Source organism: Neisseria sicca (assembly GCF_003044565.1).
GTDB lineage: Bacteria > Pseudomonadota > Gammaproteobacteria > Burkholderiales > Neisseriaceae > Neisseria > Neisseria sicca_A.
This window is the reverse complement of sequence record NZ_POXG01000003.1, coordinates 295,436-320,839: the sequence shown is the minus strand read 5'-3', so window position 1 is coordinate 320,839 and position 25,404 is coordinate 295,436. Positions and strand designations below refer to the sequence as shown.

Below are 25,404 nucleotides of genomic sequence, written 5' to 3'. Positions count from 1 at the left end.
GTCTGAAAACTTGAGATTCAGGTTTTCAGACGACCTTTTTCATGACGTTTGTAGGAAATTCAATTATTATCCCCACCTGATTTCAAAGCTAATAATAAAAAGGGAAACAGTTTTGCTGAAATATTATGGATTACCGTTTTGGGCAGTCGGCGTCATTGCCTCGTTCGCTTTGCCGTCCGTACCGCATTGGGCTGTGTGGCTGGCAGCAGCATTGGTTTTGCTGGCGGCTTCGCGGCGGTTTGCGGTGGCAGGAATGATGCTGTGCGTCCTACTTGGCGCAGCTTACGGCGTGTTTCGGACGGAAGCGGCTTTGTCGTCGCAATGGCCGCTGAACGGAGCTTCGGAGTCGGTGTTGACGGTTGAAGTCGCGGATATGCCGCGCGGTGACGGGCGGCGGGTGCAGTTTGCGGCGAAGGCGTGGACGGAGGACGGGCGGCAGTTTGATTTATTGCTGTCGGATTATCAGAAACGCGATTGGGCGGTGGGCAGTCGCTGGAAGGTGTCGGCACGGCTCAAGCCGGTTATCGGCGAAGTGAACCTGCGCGGGCTGAACCGCGAAGCTTGGGCGTTGGCAAACGGTTTGGATGGCGCGGGTACGCTGGGCAAAGGCAGGAGCTTGGTTCGCAAGGGCGGCAGTGTCGGCTTGGCGGTGTGGCGTGATGCGATCAGCCGTCGTTGGCAGGCGGTCGGGGCGGGAAGTCCCGATTTTTCGGACGGTATCGGTCTGATGCGGGCTTTGAGCATAGGCGAACAATCGGCGTTGAGGCCCGAACTGTGGCAGGCGTTCCGACCTTTGGGCTTGACGCACCTGGTCAGCATTTCGGGGCTGCACGTTACGATGGTGGCAGTTTTGGCGGGTTGGCTGGTCAAACTGATTTTCAGACGACTGCCTTGGATACCGGCAAAACCGCGCATGTGGATTTTGGTGGGCGGCGCGGCAGGGGCTTTGTTTTATGCACTGCTGGCGGGCTTTTCCGTGCCGACGCAGCGAAGCGTCTTGATGTTGGCGGCGTTTGCCTGGGCTTGGTGGCGCGGCAGTCTGTCTTCGGGTTGGGCGGCGTGGTGGCAGGCTTTGGCGGTGGTGTTGCTGATTGATCCGTTGGCGGTTTTGGGTGTCGGCACTTGGCTGTCGTTCGGCTTGGTTGCCGCCTTGATTTGGGCTTCGGCAGGTCGTCTGAAAGAACGTGGCTGGCGTTTGGCTGTACGCGGACAATGGGCGGCGACGGTGTTGTCGGTGGTATTGTTGGGCTATATTTTTGCGTCGTTGCCCATCATCAGCCCTTTGGTCAATGCGGCGATGATTCCTTGGTTTTCTTGGGTATTGACGCCTTTGGCGCTGCTGGGGTCGGTGTTGCCGTTCGCGCCTTTGCGATGGGCGGCGGCAGGTTTGGCGGAATACACTTTGCGCGGCTTGGTTTGGCTGGCGGAGGTATCGCCTGAATTTGCCGTAGCCGCCGTGCCTGTGCCGCTGTTGGTTTTGGCTTTTGCAGCGGCTTTGCTGTGGCTGTTGCCGCGCGGTCTGGGTTTGCGACCGTGGGCTTGTTTGGTGTTGGCTGGATTTGTGTTTTACCGCCCAGACCGTTTGGATGACGGGTTGGCGCGGATTACCGTGATGGACGCGGGACAGGGGTTATCGGTGTTGGTACAGACGCGCGACCGCAACCTGCTGTTTGACACGGGTACGGCGCAGGCGGCGCAAACGGGTATCGTGCCAAGCCTGAACGCCATGGGCGTGCGCCGTTTGGACACGCTGATTCTGTCTCATCACGACAGCGACCACGACGGCGGTTTGGACGCCGTTTCCGATATTGAAATCGGCGAAACGCTGGCGGGGCAGCCTGAGTTTTATCCGAACGCAAAACTTTGCGCCGAAGCGCAATGGCAATGGGACGGCGTGGATTTCGAGTTATTGAGGTCGTCTGAAAACCCGGCCGGCGAAGACAATGACAAAAGCTGCATCTTGCGCGTCGTTTCCGACGGACAGGCATTGCTGGTTACGGGCGATTTGGGCGTCAAAGGCGAAGCGGGGCTGGTAGAACGCTACGGCAGCTCGCTGTACAGCCAGGTTTTGATATTGGGACACCACGGCAGCAATACGGCTTCATCAGGCGGCTTCCTCAACACGGTCGCCCCCAAATACGCCGTCGCTTCCAGCGGCTACGCCAATGCCTACAAACATCCGACGCCCGCCGTCCAAACCCGCGTCCGCGCATACGGCGCGACTTTGTTGCGGACGGATTTGTCGGGCGCGCTGGTGTTTGAATTGGGCGGCGATGAAATCTTTAAAGGTCGTCTGAAAAAGGATAAGTTTTATTGGCAGAAAAAGCCGTTTGAGTAAATGTGTCTGCTGTATGGTATAGTGGATTAAATTTAAATCAGGACAAGGCGACGAAGCCGCAGACAGTACAAATAATACGGCAAGGCGAGGCAACGCCGTACTGGTTTAAAGTTAATCCACTATAGAACGGATTTTCAGACGACCCCGAAGCATGATGAAGAAAAAATATAGTTATCCTTGCTTTATGTGAATCCAGTTGTGGATATATTGGATTACTTTTTGATACTAAAAGGAAAAATAATACTGCCCAAAAAACAGGCAAGGGCGAAATAGAGATTTCAGACGACCTTCATCACGCGATTGCGATCATCCGATTTTATTTGCCGTCGCCCAAATGGCGGCGGTAAAACCGGTCGATATCCGCTATCGCCTTTTTATCATTCGGCCTCAAATCGATTTTCAAATCGGCAAGCCGTATCAGCATCAGGTCTTCTTGTTCCGCCACAGCGCAGCTGACTTCCCCGCTGCTGCGCAGATGGGTGATGAGTTCGTCCAACTGCCGCAGGGCGTTTTCGTAGGCGACATTTTGTTTGTCTTCTGCCATAGGGATTCCGTTTCTTATAGACAATATAGTGGATTAAATTTAAACCAGTACGGCGTTGCCTCGCCTTGCCGTACTATTTGTACTGTCTGCGGCTTCGTCGCCTTGTTCTGATTTAAATTTAATCCACTATAAAAAAATGGCGGGGAATCAATCCCGCCATCATTCTACGGCATAAGCCGTGCATTTAATTAAGCAGCCTGAATGTTAGCAGCTTGTTTGCCTTTAGGGCCGGTGGTTACGTCGAAAGATACGCGTTGACCTTCTTTCAGGGTTTTGAAACCATCCATGTTGATCGCTGAGAAGTGAGCGAACAGATCTTCGCCACCTTCATCAGGAGTGATGAAACCAAAACCTTTAGCGTCGTTAAACCATTTTACGATACCGGTTGCCATTAGAAACTTCCTATACTTAAAAATTAACAAAATCAGCAAAATAAGGCATACAGCAAACTTAAACGTTCAGCGTTTCTCCCTAGCTTTATATACTTGGTCGAATGCCGGCTTCTGCTTAACCGTCTTTTTACATTTGTTAAGTCAAAACGTCAAGCCATATAAGGGAAAAAGTGCGAAAATGGCGGAAACAGACCAAAATACAACAGAAATTGAAATCAAACTCTATAATCACTATATTTATAGATTCATTTGGTATCAAACCTTTCAAAAGGTCGTCTGAAAACAAACCCTCTTCCATAAAGCCATAAATATTTATGAACAACCTAAACACACATCACGAATCCGATACTCTTTTAAGCGACCAAAAAACCGCCCCGCCGAAACGTTACGGCGTATTTTTGCTGAACGACGATTACACCACGATGGAATTTGTCGTCGAAATCCTGACCGAAATCTTTATGCTCGGACAGGAGCAGGCGGTGGCGGTGATGCTTTTGGTTCATCACGAAGGCAAAGGCTTGTGCGGCACTTACACACGGGACATCGCCCAAACCAAACAACAACAAGTCATGCAGCATGCAAAAGCCGAAGGGCATCCGCTGCAATGTATTGTCGAGGAGATTTAATATGCTTTCACCCGAATTGGAACAGATTTTGCAGCAGCTTTACCGCGAGGCGCGTAAAGCTCATTATGAATTTATCAGCCTCGAGCATCTGCTTTTGGTGTTAATCGAAGAAGATGCCTCCATCCCCAACGTCCTCAAGCTCTGCGGCGCGGATTTAAAAGTGGTGTCCGAACAACTCGCCGCCAGCGTTGCCGAAAATACCCCACAGATTCCCGACCACCTTTTAGATACGGTCGAAACCCAGCCCACACTCGGCTTCCAACGCGTCATCCAGCGCGCAATGGTGCATACCCAATCCGCAGGCAAAGGTTTGGTCGAGCCTTTGGACGTTTTGGTGGCGCTGATGAGCGAAACCGACAGCCACGCCGTTTATTTCCTCAAGCTGCAATCGGTTACGCGTTTTGAAGTTTTGCGTTGCATTGCCCACGGTGCAACCGAAGACGATGAACACAAAAGCTTTTCAGACGACCCCGACAATGATTCAGACGACCCCGTCGAGTCAAAAAGCGGTTCGTTGTCGGACTACACTGTAAACCTCAATGCCGAAGTCAAAGCCGGCCGCATCGACCCCTTAATCGGCAGAAAACACGAAATGGAACGGCTGGTGCAAATCCTCTGTCGCCGCCGCAAAAACAATCCGCTTTTAGTCGGCGAAGCAGGCGTGGGCAAAACCGCACTGGCGGAAGGCTTGGCGCATCAAATCGTCAACGGCGATATTCCCGACGCGCTCAAAGAAGCGGAAGTGTACGCGCTGGATATGGGTTCGCTTTTGGCGGGTACAAAATACCGCGGCGACTTTGAAGCGCGGGTCAAATCCGTCTTGAAACAGCTCGAAAAAATCCCGCAAGCCATTTTGTTTATCGACGAAATCCACACCATCATCGGCGCGGGCAGCACCAGCGGCGGCACGATGGACGCGTCCAACCTGCTCAAACCCGCGCTGGCGAAAGGCTCGCTGCGCTGCATCGGCGCGACCACTTACGACGAATACCGCACCATTTTCGACAAAGACCACGCCTTAAGCCGCCGCTTCCAAAAAATTGACGTGGTCGAACCCACCGTCGCCGAAACCGTGCAAATCCTGCGCGGCTTGAAGCCGATGTTCGAAGGCTTCCACCAAGTCCGCTACACGCAAGGCGCACTCGAAGCCGCCGCCGAACTCTCCGCCCGCTACATCAACGAGCGTTTCCTGCCCGACAAAGCCATCGACGTGATGGACGAAGCAGGCGCGGCGCAACGGATTTTGCCCAAATCCAAACAGAAAAAAGTCATCGGCAAAGCGCAAATAGAAACCGTCATCGCCAAAGTCGCGCGGATTCCTGAAAAAACCGTGTCGAACGACGACAAACAAGTGCTGCAATTCCTCGGCCGCGATTTGAAAAACATGGTTTACGGTCAGGAAAACGCCATCGACGCGCTGGTTGCCGCCGTCAAAATGTCGCGTTCCGGTCTCGCCCTGCCCGACAAACCCATAGGTAGCTTCCTCTTCTCCGGCCCGACCGGCGTCGGCAAAACCGAAGTCGCCAAACAGCTTGCCTACTCGATGGGCGTACCGCTGCAACGTTTCGACATGTCCGAATACATGGAGCCACACGCCGTATCGCGCCTCATCGGCGCACCGCCGGGCTACGTCGGCTTCGACCAGGGCGGTCTTTTGACCGAAGCCGCCAACAAACATCCGCACTGCGTATTACTCTTGGACGAAATCGAAAAAGCCCACCCCGACATTTTCAACGTCCTCCTGCAAGTCATGGACGCAGGCAAACTGACCGACAACAACGGCAAGAGTGCCGATTTCCGCAACGTCATCCTGATTATGACTACCAATGCAGGCGCGGAAAGCCTCAGCCGCCCCAGCCTCGGCTTTACCGCCAAGCGCGAACGCGGCGACGAAATGCAGGCGATCAACAAACTCTTCACGCCCGAGTTCCGCAACCGCTTGGACGCGATTATCCCGTTTGCACCCTTGTCCGAACCCGTCATCGCCAAAGTCGTGGACAAATTTCTGCTCCAGCTCGAACACCAGCTCCTCGACAAAAAAGTCGAAGCCGAATTCACGCCGGCATTGCGCAAATATCTGGCGGAAAAAGGTTTCGACCCGCAAATGGGCGCGCGCCCGATGCACCGCCTGATTCAGGAAAAAATCCGCAAACCGCTCGCCGACGAACTCCTGTTCGGCAAACTCGCCGACGGCGGCTTCGTGCGGATAGACTGGGATGCGGCAAAAGAAGAAGCCGTGTTGAAATTCAAGAAAAACAAAGCCAAACCTGAAGCAGCAGCGGTTTGACGGATAAAGGCAAAAAGTCGTCTGAAAACGAAATTTCCGTTTTCAGACGACCTTTTTCAATGGAATCGTTTAATTCCGCGAATGGTGTTCGTCAATGATGTTTTTTAGGCGGATGTTGGCGACGTGGGTGTAGATTTGGGTTGTGTTGATGTTGGCGTGTCCGAGCATGAGCTGTACGGCGCGCAAATCGACGCCGTGGTTGACGAGGTGGGTGGCGAAGGCGTGGCGAAGGCCGTGCGGGCTGAGGGAGGTGATGCCGGCGGAGTCCGCATAATTTTTGACAATCATCCATGCGAGTTGGCGGGAGATGCCACTGCGTTTTTGGCTGACGAAGACTTCATCGCAGATTTTGTTTTTGAGCAGCAGCGGGCGCGATTCGGCGCAATAGCGTTCGACCCAGTAAACGGCTTCTTCGCCCATAGGCACGATGCGCAGTTTGTCGCCTTTGCCTATGGTGCGGATGCAGCCGCGGTTGAGGTCGAGGTCGCCCAGTTGGAGCTTGACGGCTTCGGTTACGCGCAAACCTGTGGCGTACATGACTTCGAGCAGGGCTTTGTCGCGCAGGCCGTGCGGCGTGTCGGTATCGGGCGCGGCAAGCAGGTTTTCGATTTGCGCTTCGGTAATCAGTGTAGGCAGTTTTTGCGTCTGTTTCGGGGCTTTGAGGAAACGGGTCGGGTTGTCCGTCCGACGCTCGGTTTCTTCCAGCCAGGCGTATAGGCGTTTGCAGGCGGACAAGGCGCGCGCCTGCGAGCTGTGTTTTTCGTCCGCCGCATAGACGACATCCGCCAAATCGGCAGCTTCGGCATCCAGCCAGGTATGCCCGCCCGCTTCCAAACGCGCGGCGATTTTTTCCAAATCGCGGCGGTAGCCTTGCAAGGTGTTGTGGCTGAGACGGTCTTGCAGCCACAGCGATTCGAGCAGTTTGTCTATGAGTTCGTCGGTCATGGGGTTTTACGGGCAGTCCGAAGATGGTGTATCGTGGATCGAATATGAATCAGGACAAGCAACCCTGCCCTGATTGACGTCCATTATAAAAGGTCGTCTGAAAATGAAAACCTGCTTGGACAGAACCCGCCAAGCTCGTTTTCAGACGACCTTTTGCTGCATTATCGGTTTATCGGGACAGAGTTTCCAAAACTTCCTGCGCGTGTCCGGCGACTTTGACTTTGCGCCATTCGTGGATGATTTCGCCGTTTGCGTCCAATACGAAGGTGCTGCGTTCAATGCCCAAAGACTCTTTGCCGTACAGCTTTTTCAGCTTGATCACATCAAACATTTTGCACACGGTTTCGTCTTTGTCGCTCAACAATTCAAAATTAAAGCCTTGTTTGGCGCAAAAATTCTGATGCGATTTCACGCCGTCGCGCGAGATGCCGACGACGGTATAGCCGAGTTCTTTGAATTGCGGCAAACGGGCGTTGAAATCCAAGCCTTCGGTGGTGCAGCCGGGCGTGCTGTCTTTGGGGTAGAAATAGACAATCAGCGGCAAATGTTTGGCGGAATCGAAGTCGTTGCCGCTGCTTGAGGGCAAAGTGAATCGGTATTGGGTCATGATGTATCCTTTCAGACGACCTAAGACGGAAATGTATAGTGGATTAACTTTAAACCAGTACGGCGTTACCTCGCCTTAGCTCAAAGAGAACGATTCTCTAAGGTGCTGAAGCACCAAGTGAATCGGTTCCGTACTATCTGTACTGTCTGCGGCTTCGTCGCCTTGTCCTGATTTTTGTTAATCCACTATAGTAGCGGATCAGGAAATAAAATGAATCCCCAACATAGCCGCTTCGGCGTTTCACCTTAATCTTGCAAACTGCGTCAGCGCTCGCTCAAATTCAGATAATTGCGCGTTCCCTGCAAATCGTTCAGCGCATTAAGCAACAGTTGGAAATGTTCGTCATTGCCCTGCAAGTCCAACTCGTCGGCATTGACGGTCAGCAGCGGGGCGTTTTGATAAAGGTGGAAAAACTGGCTGTATCCCTCGTGTATCCGCCCCAAATAGCCTTCGGGGAAAAGATTGATGATGCCGTCGCCGCGTTTTTGCAGGCGTTTGCGGTTGCCGTCCACGGCGGTTTGCAGGTAGATCACCAAATCGGGCGCAGGATACTGCGGCAGGATTTTTTGTTTCAAATCGGCGAAGAGCTGCTGCTCGTCTTCATTCAACACGACCGGCGTGAAAATCCGGTCCTTTTCCAACAGGAAATCGGCGACGACCATGCCGCCTTGTGCGTATTCGTTTTTGATGATGTCCACGCTTTCGGCGCGGCGCATCAGGAAAAAAAGCTCGGTTGCCAAGCCGTGATGGGAGGCGTTGGCGTAAAACTTCATGAGAAAGGGGTTGTGTTCGGGTTTTTCCGCCAGCGACATCGCGCTGAAATGTTCTGCAAGGCGGCGGCTCAAGGCGTTTTTCCCGCTGCCGATGGAGCCTTCGACGACAATATAACGGTAGTTCATGGTTTGATTAATGATATTGTTTTGATATTTTGGAAAGAGGCATTTTATCAGACCGACGGAATTTGCCCAAACCTGCCGCCGTCCTTCTTGAAAGGTCGTCTGAAAAAGGAAACTTCCAAGCCATTTCCCTTTTCAGACGACCTCTTGAATAGAGCTTGCGTTCAATACAGGATTGACGGCAAGCAAGTATGTTCATTTTACCGACAGGCTGAAAACGGTAAACCCGTCCTGCCTCAAACGGCTTCCAACAGGCGTATTCCTTCATCGCCCAAAGCAGCCGCCAAATCCGCCGCCCGTGCGTGTCCGCCCAAAACAAAATCAGGCAGGATTTCAACTAACGGCTTCATCACAAAGCTGCGTTCGTGCGCGCGCGGATGCGGCAGGGTCAGATGCGGGTCGCTGCTGAAAATGCCGTCAAAGTCGATGATGTCCAAGTCTAACGTGCGCGGGGCGTTTCGGAACGTGCGTTCCCGCCCGAAATCTGCCTCGATGCGGTTCAACACGGCAAGCAGCGAAACGCCGTCCAATGATGTTCGGACGGAACAAACGGCGTTGACAAAATCAGGCTGATCGTCGTAGCCGACCGGCGCAGTTACATACAGCGAGGACGTTTTTTCGATTTGAATCTGCGGATGCACCTCCAGCGCGGACAAAGCGGCGCGGACTTGGCGGGCGGGTTCGGCAAGGTTGCTGCCCAAGGCGATGACGGCAAAATGGGTTTGCGGCATTTTCAGACGACCTCTTTAAAACGGCAGCGTTTTGGTTTTGGCAAGATAGACGATGCAGCCGACGCAAGCCATCGACAAAACATAAATGGCGTAAAACTTCGGCGAACGCGGACGGGAGCGCATCATGACCATACCCAGCCCGATGTAAACCAAGAGCAGCAAGATTTTGCTGCCGAGCCACGGCGAATTGAAGGGCGAAAAGTGGGTAATCTTCATCAGCCACAAGCCGGTAAAGAGCAGCATGGTGTCGTTGAGATGGGGAAGGGCTTTCCAGATGCCCGCCAAAGGTTTGTCGGGATGCCGCCAAAGCAGAAAGAAGCGGATATTGAACACCAAAATGGTGATGGTAACGAAAATCTGATGGCTGTATTTTACAAACAGATATTGCATAGCGGTCGCACGTTATTGTTTTTGAAAGAAGCGTCTATTCTACCGCAAACATTCATTCTTGACGTAACTTTTCAAACGCCAACAAATACGGCGGGCGGTTGCGGCGGTTGATAAAGCCGTAGCGCAAAACGGCAAATTCATCCTGCGGCAGCTGCCGCGCCCAATCTTCGATTGCCTGCGCTTCATACAGCCCCGCCTCATGTCCCGGATATAAGACGGCAACCGCCAAACCGCCCGTTTTCAGCAGCGATAAGGCGGATGACAATGCGCGGATACTGGTTGCCGCTTCTGTCGTACAGCTTTTATCGCCGCCGGGCAGCCAGCCGAAATTGAATACCGCCGCGTCCAACGGTTCGCGGATATGGGCGGCAAGGTTTTCATGTCCGTCCCATATCAGTTCCACCCTATCCGTTATGCCCGCTTCTTCCAAACGCATTCGCGTGTTTGCCAATGCCTGCTCTTGCACGTCAAACGCCCACACTTTCCCGCCGCTACCGACTGAACGCGCCAGCATCAGCGTATCGTTGCCGTTTCCCGCTGTGCCGTCCAAAGCGCGGGCATCGGGTTTCAAGGCTTGTTTGAGAAGCGTGTGTGCAAAAGGGAGGATGTTTTCAAGCTGCATAAGATGAAACCGTCCAGAGGTCGTCTGAAAATAAAAATACCTTACCGGTCAAGCGGTAAGGTATCAGAATCGATTAATGCGTTACATACATTATTCGGCAGGTTGCACGGTCTCAACTTGAACCGGGGCAGCCGCAGCGGCTTGGGGTTTGTTCTCGTGTTGCAGGCTCACGGCACGGGCAGGAACGATAGTTGAAATCGCGTGTTTATAAACCATTTGGGTAACGGAAGTATTACGCAGCAGAACGACGTATTGGTCAAACGACTCGACTTGGCCTTGCAGTTTGATACCGTTGACCAGATAAATCGAAACCGGAACGTGCTCTTTACGCAACGCATTCAAAAAAGGATCTTGTAACATTTGTCCTTTAGCTGTCATATTCATAAGCTCCATTATTATGATTTTGAAATCGTTTTGAAAACGAACATGAGTCGGATTGTAGACCCGAACGAGAAAAATTACCAACTATTTTTCCGTAAGAATATGCAAACATCTATCAAACAACGGGCTTCTCAACAATTTTCTACCCCAATGTATTAAAAATTCATTTCAATACAAACAATTTTTGCAACCAGACACACGACGGAGGATTTGGATTTTCAGACGACATTGACATCAAACAAAATCTTTTTATTACAAAATCTTAGCAAATTATAGTGGATTAAATTTAAACCAGTACGGCGTTGCCTCGCCTTGCCGTACTATTTGTACTGTCTGCGGCTTCGTCGCCTTGTCCTGATTTAAATTTAATCCACTATACTTTTCAAAAGGCTTCATCACCGACCGCCCTATTCGCCCGAACGCAATCTAAAAGGGGCACGCCTCGCGGCGCGCCCCTCGTTCCGTCAGATTTATTTGCTGTGCTGTTTTTTCACGCTGACTTTGGTTTTCTTTTTAAAACGGTTTTTCTCTTCCTTGCGCCCCTCGCGTTTTTCGATGCGGTTGCTCAGGCTGACGCGGCGCAGCGGTTTTTTCTTCGGTTTGTCTTCCGCATTTTCATACGGGTTTTCGGAAACATTGTATTGAATCCGCAGCGGCGTACCTTGCAAATTGAAGGCTTTGCGGAACGTCTGGGTCAGGTAGCGCGTATAGCTGTCGGAAATCGCGTGCAGAGAATTACCGTGTACCACAATCACGGGCGGGTTCATGCCGCCTTGGTGAGCATAGCGCATTTTCGGGCGTACCAAACCTGCGCGCGGCGGCTGTTGGCGTTCGATGGCGCTTTGCAGGACGCGGGTAATTTTCGGCGTCGGCATCTTAATCATGGCGGCGTTGTAAGCTGCCTGAATGCTGTCGAACAATCCGTCGATGCCACGTTCTTTCAATGCGGAAATGAAATGGAACTTGGCAAAATCGAGGAAATAGAGTTTGCGGGAAATGTCGCGTTTGATCTGTTCGCGCCGCTCTTCACTGATGCCGTCCCATTTATTGACGGCAACCACCAGCGCGCGCCCTGCTTCCAAGGCGAAACCGGCAATCGTGGCATCTTGGTCGGCGATGTCCTGCTGCGCGTCTAATACCAAAACGGCAACGTTTGCCGCCTCAACCGCCTGCATCGCTTTGATAACGGAGAACTTTTCCACCGCCTCATCGACTTTGCCGCGACGGCGCACGCCTGCGGTATCGATGATGGTAAACGGTTTGCCTTCGCGTTCGAAATCGATGTGGATGCTGTCGCGCGTCGTGCCCGCCATATCGAAGGCAATCACGCGCTCTTCGCCGAGAATGGCGTTAACCAGCGTGGATTTGCCGACATTCGGACGACCGATAACGGCAAAAACGGGATGCTTTACATCGGCTTCTTCGGCTTCAGGTTCAGGGAAGTTTTCTAAAATTTCTTCAATTAAGTAATACACGCCGTCGCCGTGCGCACCGGAAATAACGTGCGGCTCGCCCAATGCCAGCTCGTAAAACTCAGCGGCAAGCACGGCTCTGTTGCCGCCCTCGCCTTTGTTTACCGCCAGATAAACAGGGCGCGGGCTTTGGCGCAGGCGGTCAGCGATGATTTTGTCTTGCGGGGTCAGTCCGGTGCGGCCGTCCACCAAAAACACGACGGCGTCGGCTTCATCGACAGCCTGCAAAGTCTGCTTCGCCATTTCGTGCAAAATGCCGCTGTCCACAACCGGCTCGAAACCGCCGGTATCAATGACGAGATAAGGTTTGCTGCCGATTTTGCCGTGTCCGTAATGGCGGTCGCGGGTCAAGCCGGGCAGATCGTGCACAAGCGCGTCTTTGGTGCGCGTCAGGCGGTTGAACAAGGTGGATTTGCCGACGTTTGGGCGGCCGACAAGGGCGATGGTGGGTTTCATAATGAGGTCTTTCTGTGTCAAGTGTCGGTTCGGAAGCGAACCTGCAACACGAGCAGGTGTTTTCAAAACACGGTAGGTTAAAAAGGATAAGGGGTTGTCTGAAAATATAGTGGATGGAAATTGCAATGATACGGCGTTGCCAACCCCTTACGTACTGGCTGACGTTGCCGCCTTGTCTCATTTTTATTTTAATCCGCTATATAAAGTGGAACACAATTAAAACAGACAAGGCTTGTCGGAAAGATTCCGACAAGCCGCATACGTCTCTCAATTTTTCAGACGACCTTATTTTTGCGAATCCAGCTTCATTTGCAACAATTCGCGTTCGATAGCGTCTTTAGGCAGCTTTTCCAAAGCCTGCTGATAGCTTTGCGCGGCTTCTTTGGTTTTGTTTTGTGCAGCGTAAACATCGCCTTTCGCTTCCAAAAGCAGCGGCTCGAAATCGGCTTCGACTTTGGTGTTCAATGCTGCAATCGCGGCATCGTATTTTTTCTGCTGCAACAAAACGATACCCAAACGCTGCGCCGCCAATGCTTGAACCAGCGGGGCTTTTTGGTTTTGCAGCACCCAGTTCAAATGACCTTCGGCCACGTCGTAACGGCGGGCATCAAATTCAGTCGCAGCCGCCATCAGCGTTGCTTGCGCGGCGGCGATGGAATCCGAATAGTTTTGCTGAAGATTGGTCAAATCGGCGTTAACTTCGGCTTGTGAGGCTTTTGCCTGCATTTTATCGACGATTTTCGCCAATACCGCAGCAGCTTCCTGATTTTTCGAGGCTTTATGGCTTTTATACATGGTATAGCCCAAATAGCCCAACGCCGCCGCCATCAACAGGGCAAACAGCCATCGGCCGGTACTTTTCCAAAAGTATTTAAAATTGTCTAACTCTTGTTGCTCTTCAAGATGGGCTGCCATTTATGCGTTCTTCCATTGTTGTAAAGTGTGGATTAAATCGTCGGCGGCGACGGTTTGCTGACCGTGTACGCCGTTCATGTCTTTGAGCGTAACCGTACCGTTCGCCAATTCGTCTTGCGCGACAATCAGGGCAAAGCGCGCGCCGCTGTTGTCGGCTTTTTTCATTTGCGCTTTCAGGCTTTGATAGCCGGAATGCTGCATCACGTTGAAACCTTGTGCGCGTAGGGCTTGCGCGTATTTCATTACTTGCAAATCCGCACCCTCGCCCTGATGCATGGCGTACACGTCAGGCGCGGCATTGACTTCCAGCGAACCGTATTCGCTAACCAGCAGCAGCAAACGCTCGATACCCATTGCAAAACCAATGGACGGAGCGGGCTTGCCGCCGAGTTCTTCAATCAAACCGTCGTAACGTCCGCCGCCGCACACCGTCGCCTGCGCGCCGAGTTTGTCGGTCGTCCATTCAAAAACGGTCTGGTTGTAATAATCCAAGCCGCGCACCAGTCGCGGGTTTTCAACGTATTCAATGCCCAAGCCTTCCAGCATGGCTTTGAAACGGCTGTAATGGTTGCGCGATTCCTCGCCCAGATAATCGGTCAGATGCGGCGCGGCATTGCAGATTTCCTGCAAATCGGGATTTTTGGAATCCAAAACGCGCAACGGATTGGTTTTCAGACGACGTTTGCTGTCTTCGTCCAATTTGTCTTCATAACGGGTCAGATATTCGACCAAAGCCGCACGGTGCGCCGCACGTTCTTCGCGATTGCCCAAGCTGTTGATTTCCAAAGTCAGGTAATCGCGGATACCCAGTTTGTCCCACAAATCCGCTGACATCGCGATGATTTCCGCGTCGATGTCCGGACCTTCAAAACCCAACGCCTCGATACCGACTTGATGAAACTGGCGGTAACGTCCTTTTTGCGGGCGTTCGCGGCGGAACATCGGCCCCATGTACCACAGCTTTTGCGGGCTGTTGTACAACAGGTTATGCTCGACCACCGCACGCAGGCAGGATGCCGTACCTTCCGGTCGCAGGCTCAGGCTCAAAGAATCGTTGGAGTCGGAAAAAGTGTACATTTCCTTGCCAACCACATCGGTTTCCTCGCCGATGGAGCGGACAAACAAACCCGTCTGCTCAACAATCGGCGTACGGATTTGCTGATAACCATAAGCACGCGTCCAGCGGCCGACCACATCTTCAAACGCCTGCCAAAACGCGGCGGTCAGTTTGAAATCTTTCTGTTCGACGGGCAAAAGGTCGTTCATGCCTTTGACGGATTGGATTTTTTGTGCCATTTCAAATAGGGATACCGGAATCAAAATAGTCGGCAATTATAGCTGATTTTTAAGGAGTTGTGAGGTTTCGGCGATGAAGGACTTGGGCAAAAAGGTCGTCTGAAAACCGGAGCGGCGATTTTTCAGACGACCCATATATTCCAAGCAGCCGAAATACGGCGAGGATGGCATTGTAGCCTTTTTATTTTGTTTTATAGTGGATTCACTTTAAACCAGTACGACGTTGCCTCGCCTTAGCTCAAAGAGAACGATTCTCTAAGGTGCTGAAGCACCAAGTGAATCGGTTCCGTACTATCTGTACTGTCTGCAGCTTCGTCGCCTTGTCCTGATTTAAATTTAATCCACTATACTATACAATCCCATCATCCTTACCAACCCACCCGCCCAAACCGTGAAAATCCTCATCCTCGGCAGCGGACAGGTCGGCTCGACCGTCGCGCAAAACCTCGCCTCCGTTTCCAGCAACGACGTTACCGTTATCGACATTGACGAAAAAGCCCTGCAACACATCGGCAGCCGCCTCGACGTCCAAACCATACTCGGCAACGGCGCATCCCCGTTTATCCTCGAACAGGCGGGCGCAGCGGACTCCGACCTCCTGCTCGCCCTGACCCGCAGCGACGAAACCAACATCGTCGCCTGTAAAATCGCCGCCGATCTCTTTAATATCCCCAGCCGCATCGCCCGCGTGCGTTCCAGCGAATATCTGGAATACCCCTACCCTGAAAACGACGATACAGAAAACGGCGGCCTTACCGTCTTCGACATCACCGAAACCATCAGCCCCGAACAGCTCGTTACCGAACAGCTCGTTGGGCTGCTCAGCTACACCAGCGCATTGCAGGTATTGAGGTTTGCCGGCGACAAAGTCCGCATGGTCATCGTACAGGCGCGTAAAGGCGGGCTGCTCGTCAACCGTGAAATTGCTGACATCAACCAACACCTCCCCGAAGGCGCGGACTGCCAAATCTGCGCCATATACCGCAACAACCGCCTTATCGTCCCCACGCCGCAAACCGTCATTATCGAAGGCGACGAGGTACTTTTTGCCGCCGACATCAGCAGCGTCAACATCATCATGCGCGAACTGCGCCCCAAAGAAGCGCGTACCCGCCGCATCATGATTGCCGGCGGCGGCAACATCGGCTACCGCCTTGCCAAGCAGCTCGAATCCAAATACGACATCAAAATCGTCGAACATAACCCCCGCCGCGCCGAGTGGCTCGCCGAAAACCTCGACAACACCCTCGTCCTGCAAGGCAGCGCCACCGACGAAACGCTGCTGGACGAAGAATACATCGACGAAATCGACGTATTCTGCGCCCTGACCAACGACGACGAAAACAACATCATGTCCAGCCTGTTGGCGAAAAACCTTGGTGCAAAACGCGTTGTAACCATCGTCAACCGCTCCAGCTACGTCGATTTGCTCGAAGGCAACAAAATCGACATTGTCGTGTCGCCGCACCTCATCACCATCGGCTCCATCCTCGCCCATATCCGCCGAGGCGATATCGTTGCCGTCCACCCACTCAGACGCGGCACTGCCGAAGCCATTGAAGTTGTCGTCCACGGCGACAAAAACACTTCCGCCATCGTCGGCAGGCGCATCAGCGGCATCAAATGGCCGGGCGACTGCTACATCGCCGCCATTGTCCGCGCCGAAACAGGCGAAGTCATCATGGGACACCACACCGACGTCCTCGTTCAAGACGGCGACCACATCATCTTCTTTGTCTCCCGCCGCCGCGTCTTACCCGAACTCGAAAAACTCATCCAAGTCAAAATGGGCTTTTTCGGCTAACCGTCAGAGGTCGTCTGAAAACCTGTTGCAGCGCAGTCAAAACCTTTTTCAACTTTGTTGAAGCCGCGCTTTCAGACGACCTGACACAAATTATCCAATATCATCCGTTTCCACATCCGATACCAAAAGGAAAATCCATGTTCCGCCCGATTCTTGCCGCCCTCATGCTCGCAACCGTCCTGCCCGCCGCAGCCGAAACCAATACCCTTCATTACAACATGGTCGAGTTTGCCGAATCCGCCAATCTCGAAATAACCCGCGATACCATGACCGCCCACTTCAGCATCAATGCCGAAGGCAAAGACCGCGCTACGGTTAACAAAGCGTTTCAGAAAAAATTCAACGACTTCAACAAAGCCGTACAAAACAACAAACTCCAAACCGAGCTCCTCAGCCGCAGTGCCAGCCCGCGCCATGAATACAACAACAACGGCAAACGCATCCAAACAGGCTGGGAAGAAGTTGCTTCGTTCAAAGTCGAAAGCAAAGACTTTGACGCCATCAACCGCCTGACTGACGAGACGCTGCAATCTGCCACTCTCGACCACATCGGCTTCAGCATCTCCAAAGAAAAACGCGAAGCCGCCGTCGATCAAGTCAGCAAAGCCGCCATCCTGCGCTTCAAAGACCGTGCGCAAGATTTGGCGAAAACACTCGGCTTTTCCAACTACAAAATCGTCAAACTCAATTTAGGCCACATTGGCAACCGCTCCATCGACGACCGTTTAGGTTTCGCCCGTACCAAAATGATGAGTGCCGAAGCTGCTGTTGCTAGAAGTGCGGCAAGCGACGAAAACAACGCTATCCAAGCCCCTTCTCCCGGCTCAGAAGAAATCAGCATCACAGTCAACGGCTTGGTGCAGATGTAAAATACTCTCCAAACAAAAAGGTCGTCTGAAACCCAAACCGGTTTTCAGACGACCTTTTTCTATGCCAACAATCAAGCCAAGCTGACTTCCAAGTTATCAATCAGGCGCGTTGTTCCCAAGCGGGCGGCGGCGAGGACGACGAGGGCTTTGTCGCCGGTGCGTGCGACGGCGAGGCTCTCGGCATGGCGGATTTCGACGTAATCAACCACCCAGCCCGCTTCGGTCAGGCGGCGGACGGTTTCCGTTTCCAGTCCGACGTAATCGAGATTGCCGTTTTTGAGTTCGGCGGCAACGCGTTGCAATTCGCGGTACAGACGCGGGGCTTCGGCACGTTCGGCTTCGCTGAGGTATTGGTTGCGACTGGAAAGCGCGAGTCCGTCGGAAGCGCGGCCGGTATCGACGGGAACGATGTCGATATTGAAATTCAGGTCTTCGACGAAGCCTTTGATAATCGCCAACTGCTGATAGTCTTTTTTGCCGAAACAGGTGGTATTAGGCTGGACGATGTTGAACAGTTTGCTGACGACAGTAGCGACACCGCGGAAATGCCCGGGGCGGAATTTGCCGCACAATTCGTTTTGAAGGTTGGGCGGTTCGACGTTGAAACGTTGCTCAACATGGGGATACAGCTCTTTTTCGTCGGGCGCGAATACGACGGCCACGCCTTCGTTGGCGAGTTTGTCGGCGTCTTGCTGCAAGGTGCGCGGGTATTTGTCGAAATCCTCGCCCTGCCCGAATTGCAGACGGTTGACGAAAATGCTGACAACGACGTTGTCGGCGCGTTTTTTGGCTTCGCGAACGAGGGCGAGATGGCCTTCGTGCAGATTGCCCATAGTCGGAACAAAGGCAACCTTGCCTGCACTTTTGCGCCATTCGCGTAATTCTTTAATGGTATGAATGATTTGCATGGTGGAAAATGTCCTTTATCTTTTTCGGGGATTGCGGCGCACAGCCGCTGTGTTTTGTCAGCCCGAAAATCACGCGCCGATTATACGCTGGGAACACGGACAAACAAAGGTCGTCTGAAATTCGGTTTTCTCGATGAAACCCTTTTCAGACGACCTTTTTTAGTTGTAAGTATCAGGCAAACGAATGTTCCGCAGCGGGGAAGGTTTTGGCTTTGACTTCATGGACATAGGCTTGAACGGCGGCTTGAACGCTGTCTTTGCCCTGCATGAAGTTTTTGACGAATTTGGCGGTTTTGCCCGGGAAAATGCCGAGCATATCGTGCATAACCAAAACTTGTCCGTCGCAATCCACGCCCGCACCGATGCCGATGGTCGGACAAGAAACAGTTTCGGTTACTTTTTTCGCCAATTCCGCCGGCACGCATTCCATCAGTACGATGGCGGCACCCGCTTGGTCGTGTGCTTTTGCATCTGCCAACAAAGCTTCCGCCTTATTGCCCCGCCCTTGCACTTTATATCCGCCAAACGCAAACACGGACTGCGGAGTCAAGCCGATATGGGCGCAGACAGGAATGCCGCGCATTTGCAGGAATTCGGTGGTTTCCGCCATCCAAACACCGCCTTCGAGTTTGACCATATGCGCGCCCGCCGCCATCAGTTCGGCAGCGGCGGCAAACGCCTGTTCTTTACTCTGCTGATACGCACCAAAAGGCAAGTCGCTGACAATCATCGCGTTTTCCGTACCGCGCGCGACGTTTTCGGTGTGGTAACACATATCGCGCAGGCTGACGGGCAGCGTGGATTTGCGTCCCTGCACGGTCATGCCCAAGGAATCGCCTACCAGCAAAACATCGACGCCGGCATTATCCATCAGCGCGGCAAAGCTAGATTCATAGGCGGTCAGCATGGCGATTTTTTCGCCTTCTGCCTTCATCTTTTGCAGTGTGTTCACAGTAATCATGGAATGTGTTCCGCCTTTTTTCAGACGACCTTTTAAATGGAAACGGGCTATTATAGTGAAATGCCCGCCGCCCTGCCACCATCCGCCCGAACGGCAGACGCAAAACAGCCCGACTGCTTTCACAATCGGGCTGTTTGATTGGTGCCGGCACCAAGAGTCGAACTCGGGACCCCCTGATTACAAGTCAGGTGCTCTACCAACTGAGCTATACCGGCTTACTGAAATACCTTGCGGCACCTTCAGCGATAAACTGGTGCCGGCACCAAGAGTCGAACTCGGGACCCCCTGATTACAAGTCAGGTGCTCTACCAACTGAGCTATACCGGCAAAGAAGCCGAATTATGCCGTTAACTGCCCCGCTTGGCAAGAGCTTGTTGCCCACAAAGTAAATTTTTATAAAAAACATCTGATTTAAAAAGAAATTTATTTCAGGCGTAATGATTACCCCATATATAAACCAAGCCGCTCAGACATATCCGCACAAGGTCGTCTGAAAAACACAAGCACAAAAAGCATTTCAGACGACACTCTGATAAAATATACCCCTTTCCCTCCATCCGTCCTACACCATGCCACGACACCCCTACCGCCGCCTGCGCCCCGCCAAGTCCGATCTGCCCGAAGTCGGCATTTCCGAAGAAGGCAACATCCGCTCGTTGCATCTGGGCAGCGACACCATCCAAAGCTCGATGAACCTCGACCATCCCGCCGAACTGGTTTTATCGTACAGCCGCGCAATGATGGGCTGGCTTCTGTTTGCGGAAAAAACGCCGAAACACATCACCCAAATCGGCTTGGGCGGCGGCTCGTTCGCGCGCTGGATAGACAGCTACCTGCCCGACACCAAGCAAACCGCCGTGGACATCAACCCGCAGGTTATCGCCGTCGCCCGCAGCCTGTTCGAGCTGCCGTTTGAAGGGGAAAACTTCGAAATCGTCGAAGCGGACGGCGCGGAATACATCAAGGTGTTCCGCCACAATACCGACGCGGTGCTGGTGGACGGCTTCGACGGCGAACAAATCATTGACGCGCTGGTGGAAGAACCCTTCTTCCAAGACTGCCGCCACGCCCTCTCGCCCGACGGCGTGTTCGTCACCAACTGGTGGAGCGGCGACAAACGCTACCAACGCTTCGTCGAACGCCTGCTCAACGTCTTCGAAGGCCGCGTGTTGGAGCTGCCCGCCGAAAGCCACGGTAATATGGCGGTGATTGCATTCCAACGCAGCCCGAAAGAACAAAACCTCGACAAGCTGAAAAAACGCGCAGAAAAATTAAGCGAACAATACGGCTTGGATTTCAAACGGATGTTGAACGATTTGAAAGCCAGCAACCCAAACAACGGCAAACATTTTTATCTGTGAGACAAACAGGTCGTCTGAAAACCCAAATACAGATTGGACGACGGCAACACCTGATAAAGCAATAACCCCGCCCTCACAGCACACACAGAATATAGTGGATTAACTTTAAACCAGTACGGCGTTGCCTCGCCTTGCCGTACTATCTGTACTGTCTGCGGCTTCGTCGCCTTGTCCTGATTTAAATTTAATCCACTATATATAAAGGAAAACCCATGTTGAAACCTGACATCATCCAAATATCCGGTCCTGTCGGTCTGCTCGAAACCATCTTCCTGCCCGCCGCGCAAACGCCCGCACGCGGCGTGGCAGTCATCAACCATCCCAACCCGCTGCAAGGCGGCACGAACACCAACAAAGTCATCCAAACCGCTGCCAAAGCCTTATCGCAACTCGGTTTCCACTGCTACCTGCCCAATCTGCGCGGCGTAGGCAACAGTGAAGGCACACACGATTACGGACGCGGCGAAACGCAAGACTGTATCGCCGTCATCGACTACGCCCGCGCGCAACATCCCGAAGCCGAACAGTTCGCATTGTCGGGCTTCTCCTTCGGCGGCTATGTCGCCACCTTCGCTGCCCAAGAGCGCGAACCGGATTTGCTGTTGCTCATCGGCGCGGCAGTACACCACTACACCGACCGCCCCGAGCCTGCTTCCGTCCCCGATGTAAGCAAAACCCTGATGATTCATGGCGCGGAAGATGAAGTTGTTGAAATCAGCAAGGCTTGGACATGGGCGGAGCCGCAAGGTCTGCCGGTCATCACTATCGCCGGTTCTTCCCATTTCTTCCACGGCAAACTCATCGTCCTACGAGATACCATCGCCCGATTCGTGCCGTCGGTTTTACAACAAAAATAAACGGGGCAGTCCATTAATAATATGTAGCCAAACATTGCTGCGCAGCTTGTCAACATTGCAACAAACATGACAAACAACACAGCATGACCGCCGTTTTAATTGCCTGAACAATATTTTCAGACGACCCCGCTGACTATATAATTCCGCCTATTGCCTTTATTTTAACGATCCAGAATCCAATCATGCGTTACAAACCTCTTTTACTCGCCCTGCTCATCGGTTTCGCTTCTCCCTCTTTCGCCGCCAAAGACGTGCCCAAAGAGAAGGCTGCGCCTGTCAAAAAAAGCGTCAAAGCCAAAAAGGACACTGTCGAACCTGCTAAGAAAGAAGCAGTCAAAGACAAAGCAAAGCCTGCCGCCAAAAACGCTAGGGACAAGGCAGACGACAAGCCCGTAGCCAAAAGCAAAAAAGAAACTGCCGAAGCGGCGAAAAACGAGCGTACTAAAGAACGCAAAAATGGCAAAGAAGCCAAAAAACAAGATAAAACCGACAAAACCAAAAAAGGCGAAGCCAAAGCGGAAGAGAAAGCAGGCAAAGCCGTCCCCGCAAAAACCGAACCTGTAAAAGGCAAAGACAAAGCGGCAGACAAACCCGCAGCCAAAAATAATGTAAAGGCAAAAAAAGAAGCTGCCGAGTTGCCTAAAAAAGACGAAGCAGCGGCAAAACAGGACAGAAAAGCCGTCGAGAAAAAAGCGAACAAAGCCGATAAGAAAACCGCTGCCGCCGATTCAGACGACTTCAAAGCCGCAGTAACCGCCGCCGCCAATGATTTGGAAAGCAAAAAATCGCTGCGCAGCCGCAACGAAGGTTTCATCATCCACGTCAACACCACGTTGAAACAATTGCAGCAAAGCCGTATCAACCTGTCCGCCATCAACCGCCAACAGCGCGACGCATGGGACAAGTTTCAAAAACTCAATGCGGATTTGAACCACCTGAAAACTCAGGTTTCCAACACGCGCGCGCAAATTTCCCGCTTTGTTTCGGGCAATTATAAAAACAGCCAGCCCAACGCCGTTGCCCTGTTCCTGAAAAATGCCGAGCCGGGTCAGAAAACCCGCTTCCTGCGTTACACCCGCTATATCAACACTGCCAACGAGCAAGTCATCAAAGACCTTGAGAAGCAGCAAAAAGAGCTGGCAGCGCAAGAGCAGAAAATCAACAACGAGCTGGCATACTTGAAAAAACTTCAGGTCAACATCCAATCCTCGCTGCGTCGACACGGTGTAACCAACACCGCCGAACAAGCGGAAAGCCGCCGCCAAAATGCGCAAATGGCAAAAGATGCGCAGAAAAAAATCAACCACAAAGAAAACGAACAACGCCTGAACAACTTGTTGAAAGACTTGGATAAACGCAAAGCCGAGCAACGCCGCCAAGAAGCCGAAGCGCGTAAAAAAGCCGCCGAAGCCCGTCTTGCCGCCGCTGAAAAAGCGCGCAAAGACCGCGCCGCCGCCGCGCAAAAAGCCGCCGACGAACGCGCCGCCATGTCCAACCTGACCGCCGAAGACATGAACATCCGCGCGCCTTCCTACGTCAGAATCAGCAATGCCAACAGCTTCAGCCGCATGCAGGGTCGTCTGAAAAAACCGGTAAGCGGCACGCTTGCCGGACTCTTCGGACAAGACCGCGGCGACGGTGAAGTTTGGAAAGGCGTGTTCTACCAAACGACTCCGTCAACCGTCAGCAGCATCGCCGGCGGTACGGTTACCTACGCCGATGAATTGGAAGGTTTCGGCAAAGTCATCGTCATCGATCACGGCGACGGCTATGTCAGCATCTATTCAGGTTTGAGCGAAATCGAAGTCGCCAAAGGCTACGCCGTAGCCGCAGGCAACCGCCTGGGCATCAGCGGAACCCTGCCTTCGGGCATGGAAGGCCTGTATCTGGAAGTCCGCTACAACGGGCAGGCAATGAACCCGCTCTCCTGGATAAGCTGACCTGCAAACCGGTTTGACACTTTCAGACGACCTTTTGCCGCATCACGGGGTCGTCTGAAATTTAACAACCCGCCCCGACGGCTCTATATTCAAAAGCTTTTACACCCGCGCAGATATTTTTTACGCTAATCCTGTTGTTTATCAAGCGTAAATCGCATACAGTCTTGCGGACGTAAATTCAGGTCGTCTGAAGCAATATTTCCCCTCCCGTTTCACAGTCATTGCGGTCTGAAATGAAATAAGACAAAAAGAAAGCTATTCATAATGTCAACATCCACTTTGAAAAAAGTCGCACTCTACACACTCGGCGCATTCAGCGGTGTCGCCCTCAGCTTGAGCGTTCAAAGCTTTGCCGCCGAAAAAGATAAAAAAGACAACGAAACCCTGCCCGTACAATCCATCCGCAACATGGCGGAAGTTTACGGACAGATCAAAGCCAATTATTACCAAGACAAATCCGACGCCGATCTCTTTGAAGGTGCGATGAAAGGCATGGTGTCCGACCTCGACCCGCATTCCGAGTATTTGGATAAAAAAGGCTTTGCCGACATGAAAGAATCCACCAGCGGCGAATTCGGCGGCTTGGGTATGGAAATCGGGCAGGAAGACGGATTTATCAAAGTCATCGCCCCGATTGAGGATACGCCCGCCGAGCGCGCAGGCGTGAAAAGCGGCGACTTCATCGTAAAAATCGACAACGTTTCCACACGCGGTCTGACTACCAGCGAAGCCGTGAAAAAAATGCGCGGCAAACCGGGTACCAAAATCACCCTGACCCTTTCGCGCAAAAATGCGGATAAACCCATCGTCGTCAACCTGACCCGCGCCATCATTAAAGTCAAAAGCGTCCGCCACCACCTGCTCGAACCGGGCTACGGCTACATCCGCGTGTCCCAATTCCAAGAGCGCACCGTGGCAGCCATCAACGAAGCTGCCAAAGCATTGATTAAAGAAAATAAAGGTGCGCCGCTCAAAGGTCTCGTCCTCGACCTGCGCGATGACCCGGGCGGCTTGCTTGACGGCGCGGTCGGCGTCTCTGCCGCCTTCCTGCCCGCAGATGCAAAAGTCGTCAGCACCAAAGGACGCGACGGTAAAGAAAGCTCGGTATTGAAAGCCCGTCCCGAAGACTATATCCGCGTGAGCGGCAAAGACCCGCTGGCAGATCTGCCTGCCGAGTTGAAAACCATCCCGATGACCGTGTTGATTAACTCAGGCTCCGCCTCCGCTTCCGAAATCGTTGCAGGCGCGCTGCAAGACCACAAACGCGCCGTCGTCGTCGGTACGCAAAGCTTCGGCAAAGGCTCGGTTCAAACCCTGATTCCGCTGTCCAACGGTAGCGCAGTCAAACTGACCACCGCGCTGTATTACACGCCGAATGACCGCTCGATTCAGGCGCAAGGCATCGTTCCCGATGTTGAAGTCAAAGACAAAGACCGTGCCTTTGAAAGCCGCGAAGCCGACCTCGCCGGACACATCGGCAACCCGCTCGGCGGTGAAGACGTCAACAGCAGCAACGAAATCAGCACCCCTGATTCAAACGAAGCTGCCAAAGCCGATGAAAACGCCAAGTCCAAAAAAGGCAAGGACAAAGATAAAGACGAAGACCTCTCCAGCCGTCGTATTCCTAATCCTGCCAAAGACGACCAGCTCCGCAAAGCCTTGGATTTAGTGAAAAATCCAGCCGAATGGCAGAAGTCTTTAGGTTTGGCGGCGAAAAAACCGGCTCCGAAAAAAGACAAGAAAGACGGTAAAGACGAAAGCAAATAAGCTCAGTCCGAATCCTTGAAAAAAGGTCGTCTGAAAACG

24 protein-coding genes, 2 tRNA genes and 1 pseudogene are annotated in these 25,404 nt (G+C 52.8%); 9 read left to right on the top strand and 18 right to left on the bottom strand.

The genetic code is table 11. From position 1 onward, the window contains the following. Positions 1 to 112: 112 nt before the first annotated feature. Positions 113 to 2,338, top strand: coding sequence for a DNA internalization-related competence protein ComEC/Rec2 (locus tag DBZ16_RS08695; protein WP_107813692.1), 2,226 nt, complete (start codon positions 113 to 115; stop codon positions 2,336 to 2,338). 316 nt (positions 2,339 to 2,654) lie between these two features. Here DBZ16_RS08695 and DBZ16_RS08690 read toward each other — a convergent pair whose 3' ends face one another. Both DBZ16_RS08690 and DBZ16_RS08685 read right to left on the bottom strand, forming a co-directional pair. Then, positions 2,655 to 2,882, bottom strand: a complete 228-nt coding sequence (locus DBZ16_RS08690) for a branched-chain amino acid ABC transporter (protein ID WP_107813691.1) — start codon at positions 2,880 to 2,882, stop codon at positions 2,655 to 2,657. A 188-nt stretch (positions 2,883 to 3,070) separates the two neighbouring features. Then, the gene (locus DBZ16_RS08685) at positions 3,071 to 3,274 is read right to left on the bottom strand and encodes a cold-shock protein (RefSeq protein WP_003682902.1); all 204 of its coding nucleotides are present in this window, start codon (positions 3,272 to 3,274) and stop codon (positions 3,071 to 3,073) included. A gap of 314 nt (positions 3,275 to 3,588) precedes the next feature. Between DBZ16_RS08685 and clpS the strand changes: the two genes are divergently transcribed. Together clpS and clpA are read left to right on the top strand one after the other, a co-directional pair. Beyond that, complete coding sequence (clpS, locus tag DBZ16_RS08675) at positions 3,589 to 3,900, top strand: ATP-dependent Clp protease adapter ClpS (RefSeq protein WP_107813690.1); 312 nt, start codon at positions 3,589 to 3,591, stop codon at positions 3,898 to 3,900. A gap of 1 nt (position 3,901) precedes the next feature. After that, positions 3,902 to 6,187: an ATP-dependent Clp protease ATP-binding subunit ClpA gene (gene clpA / locus DBZ16_RS08670; RefSeq protein ID WP_107813689.1), complete on the top strand. Its 2,286-nt coding sequence runs from the start codon at positions 3,902 to 3,904 to the stop codon at positions 6,185 to 6,187. Positions 6,188 to 6,256: 69 nt separating this feature from the next. Here clpA and xerD read toward each other — a convergent pair whose 3' ends face one another. The 12 genes and pseudogenes from xerD to DBZ16_RS16525 all read right to left on the bottom strand — a co-directional run bounded on the left by xerD (position 6,257) and on the right by DBZ16_RS16525 (position 15,069). After that, positions 6,257 to 7,132, bottom strand: a complete 876-nt coding sequence (xerD, locus tag DBZ16_RS08665; protein ID WP_107813688.1) for a site-specific tyrosine recombinase XerD — start codon at positions 7,130 to 7,132, stop codon at positions 6,257 to 6,259. Between the two features lie 169 nt (positions 7,133 to 7,301). Next, positions 7,302 to 7,739 carry a peroxiredoxin gene (locus tag DBZ16_RS08660; RefSeq protein WP_107813687.1) on the bottom strand — a complete coding sequence of 146 codons (438 nt, stop codon included), beginning with the start codon at positions 7,737 to 7,739 and terminating at the stop codon, positions 7,302 to 7,304. Positions 7,740 to 8,002: 263 nt separating this feature from the next. Next, positions 8,003 to 8,638: a deoxynucleoside kinase gene (locus DBZ16_RS08655; RefSeq protein WP_107813686.1), complete on the bottom strand. Its 636-nt coding sequence runs from the start codon at positions 8,636 to 8,638 to the stop codon at positions 8,003 to 8,005. Between the two features lie 233 nt (positions 8,639 to 8,871). Next, positions 8,872 to 9,366 carry a 2-amino-4-hydroxy-6-hydroxymethyldihydropteridine diphosphokinase gene (gene folK / locus DBZ16_RS08650; RefSeq protein ID WP_107813685.1) on the bottom strand — a complete coding sequence of 165 codons (495 nt, stop codon included), beginning with the start codon at positions 9,364 to 9,366 and terminating at the stop codon, positions 8,872 to 8,874. Positions 9,367 to 9,381: 15 nt separating this feature from the next. Continuing rightward, complete coding sequence (locus DBZ16_RS08645) at positions 9,382 to 9,756, bottom strand: SirB2 family protein (protein WP_003762962.1); 375 nt, start codon at positions 9,754 to 9,756, stop codon at positions 9,382 to 9,384. 52 nt (positions 9,757 to 9,808) lie between these two features. Next, a complete protein-coding gene (locus DBZ16_RS08640) occupies positions 9,809 to 10,378 on the bottom strand; it encodes a class I SAM-dependent methyltransferase (RefSeq protein ID WP_107813684.1) in 570 nt (189 codons plus the stop codon). 90 nt (positions 10,379 to 10,468) lie between these two features. Next, positions 10,469 to 10,756 (bottom strand): RNA chaperone Hfq, encoded by a 288-nt coding sequence (gene hfq / locus DBZ16_RS08635; protein ID WP_029609698.1) that lies wholly within the window; start codon positions 10,754 to 10,756, stop codon positions 10,469 to 10,471. Positions 10,757 to 11,032: 276 nt separating this feature from the next. Next, positions 11,033 to 11,140 (bottom strand): annotated as a pseudogene (locus DBZ16_RS15875) (IS5/IS1182 family transposase); the annotation flags it as partial. Positions 11,141 to 11,229: 89 nt separating this feature from the next. Continuing rightward, the gene (gene der, locus DBZ16_RS08630) at positions 11,230 to 12,687 is read right to left on the bottom strand and encodes a ribosome biogenesis GTPase Der (RefSeq protein WP_003762980.1); all 1,458 of its coding nucleotides are present in this window, start codon (positions 12,685 to 12,687) and stop codon (positions 11,230 to 11,232) included. 285 nt (positions 12,688 to 12,972) lie between these two features. Next, a complete protein-coding gene (locus tag DBZ16_RS08625; protein WP_107813683.1) occupies positions 12,973 to 13,602 on the bottom strand; it encodes a YfgM family protein in 630 nt (209 codons plus the stop codon). Further along, positions 13,603 to 14,898 carry a histidine--tRNA ligase gene (gene hisS, locus DBZ16_RS08620; RefSeq protein WP_107813682.1) on the bottom strand — a complete coding sequence of 432 codons (1,296 nt, stop codon included), beginning with the start codon at positions 14,896 to 14,898 and terminating at the stop codon, positions 13,603 to 13,605. Positions 14,899 to 14,934: 36 nt separating this feature from the next. Next, positions 14,935 to 15,069 (bottom strand): hypothetical protein, encoded by a 135-nt coding sequence (locus DBZ16_RS16525; protein ID WP_276308305.1) that lies wholly within the window; start codon positions 15,067 to 15,069, stop codon positions 14,935 to 14,937. Between the two features lie 220 nt (positions 15,070 to 15,289). Here DBZ16_RS16525 and trkA point away from each other — a divergent pair, with 220 nt between their 5' ends. Together trkA and DBZ16_RS08605 are read left to right on the top strand one after the other, a co-directional pair. Next, the gene (gene trkA / locus DBZ16_RS08610) at positions 15,290 to 16,702 is read left to right on the top strand and encodes a Trk system potassium transporter TrkA (RefSeq protein ID WP_107813681.1); all 1,413 of its coding nucleotides are present in this window, start codon (positions 15,290 to 15,292) and stop codon (positions 16,700 to 16,702) included. Positions 16,703 to 16,839: 137 nt separating this feature from the next. Then, positions 16,840 to 17,571 carry an SIMPL domain-containing protein gene (locus tag DBZ16_RS08605; protein WP_107813680.1) on the top strand — a complete coding sequence of 244 codons (732 nt, stop codon included), beginning with the start codon at positions 16,840 to 16,842 and terminating at the stop codon, positions 17,569 to 17,571. A gap of 71 nt (positions 17,572 to 17,642) precedes the next feature. Here DBZ16_RS08605 and panC read toward each other — a convergent pair whose 3' ends face one another. From panC to DBZ16_RS08580, 4 genes are all read right to left on the bottom strand, one after another. After that, the gene (gene panC / locus DBZ16_RS08600; protein WP_107813679.1) at positions 17,643 to 18,479 is read right to left on the bottom strand and encodes a pantoate--beta-alanine ligase; all 837 of its coding nucleotides are present in this window, start codon (positions 18,477 to 18,479) and stop codon (positions 17,643 to 17,645) included. Positions 18,480 to 18,651: 172 nt separating this feature from the next. Further along, positions 18,652 to 19,440: a 3-methyl-2-oxobutanoate hydroxymethyltransferase gene (gene panB, locus DBZ16_RS08590; protein WP_107813678.1), complete on the bottom strand. Its 789-nt coding sequence runs from the start codon at positions 19,438 to 19,440 to the stop codon at positions 18,652 to 18,654. Positions 19,441 to 19,579: 139 nt separating this feature from the next. Beyond that, a tRNA-Thr gene (locus tag DBZ16_RS08585) sits at positions 19,580 to 19,655 on the bottom strand. Positions 19,656 to 19,691: 36 nt separating this feature from the next. Next, positions 19,692 to 19,767, bottom strand: a tRNA-Thr gene (locus DBZ16_RS08580). Between the two features lie 242 nt (positions 19,768 to 20,009). Here DBZ16_RS08580 and DBZ16_RS08575 point away from each other — a divergent pair. The 4 genes from DBZ16_RS08575 (at position 20,010) to DBZ16_RS08555 (ending at position 25,365) form a co-directional block, all read left to right on the top strand. Then, positions 20,010 to 20,801 carry a polyamine aminopropyltransferase gene (locus DBZ16_RS08575; RefSeq protein ID WP_107813677.1) on the top strand — a complete coding sequence of 264 codons (792 nt, stop codon included), beginning with the start codon at positions 20,010 to 20,012 and terminating at the stop codon, positions 20,799 to 20,801. 212 nt (positions 20,802 to 21,013) lie between these two features. After that, on the top strand, positions 21,014 to 21,658 hold the full coding sequence (locus DBZ16_RS08565) for an alpha/beta hydrolase (protein WP_107813675.1): 645 nt from the start codon (positions 21,014 to 21,016) through the stop codon (positions 21,656 to 21,658). Between the two features lie 182 nt (positions 21,659 to 21,840). Beyond that, positions 21,841 to 23,598 (top strand): peptidoglycan DD-metalloendopeptidase family protein, encoded by a 1,758-nt coding sequence (locus DBZ16_RS08560; RefSeq protein ID WP_107813674.1) that lies wholly within the window; start codon positions 21,841 to 21,843, stop codon positions 23,596 to 23,598. A 264-nt stretch (positions 23,599 to 23,862) separates the two neighbouring features. After that, a complete protein-coding gene (locus tag DBZ16_RS08555) occupies positions 23,863 to 25,365 on the top strand; it encodes a S41 family peptidase (RefSeq protein ID WP_107813673.1) in 1,503 nt (500 codons plus the stop codon). Positions 25,366 to 25,404: the final 39 nt, after the last annotated feature.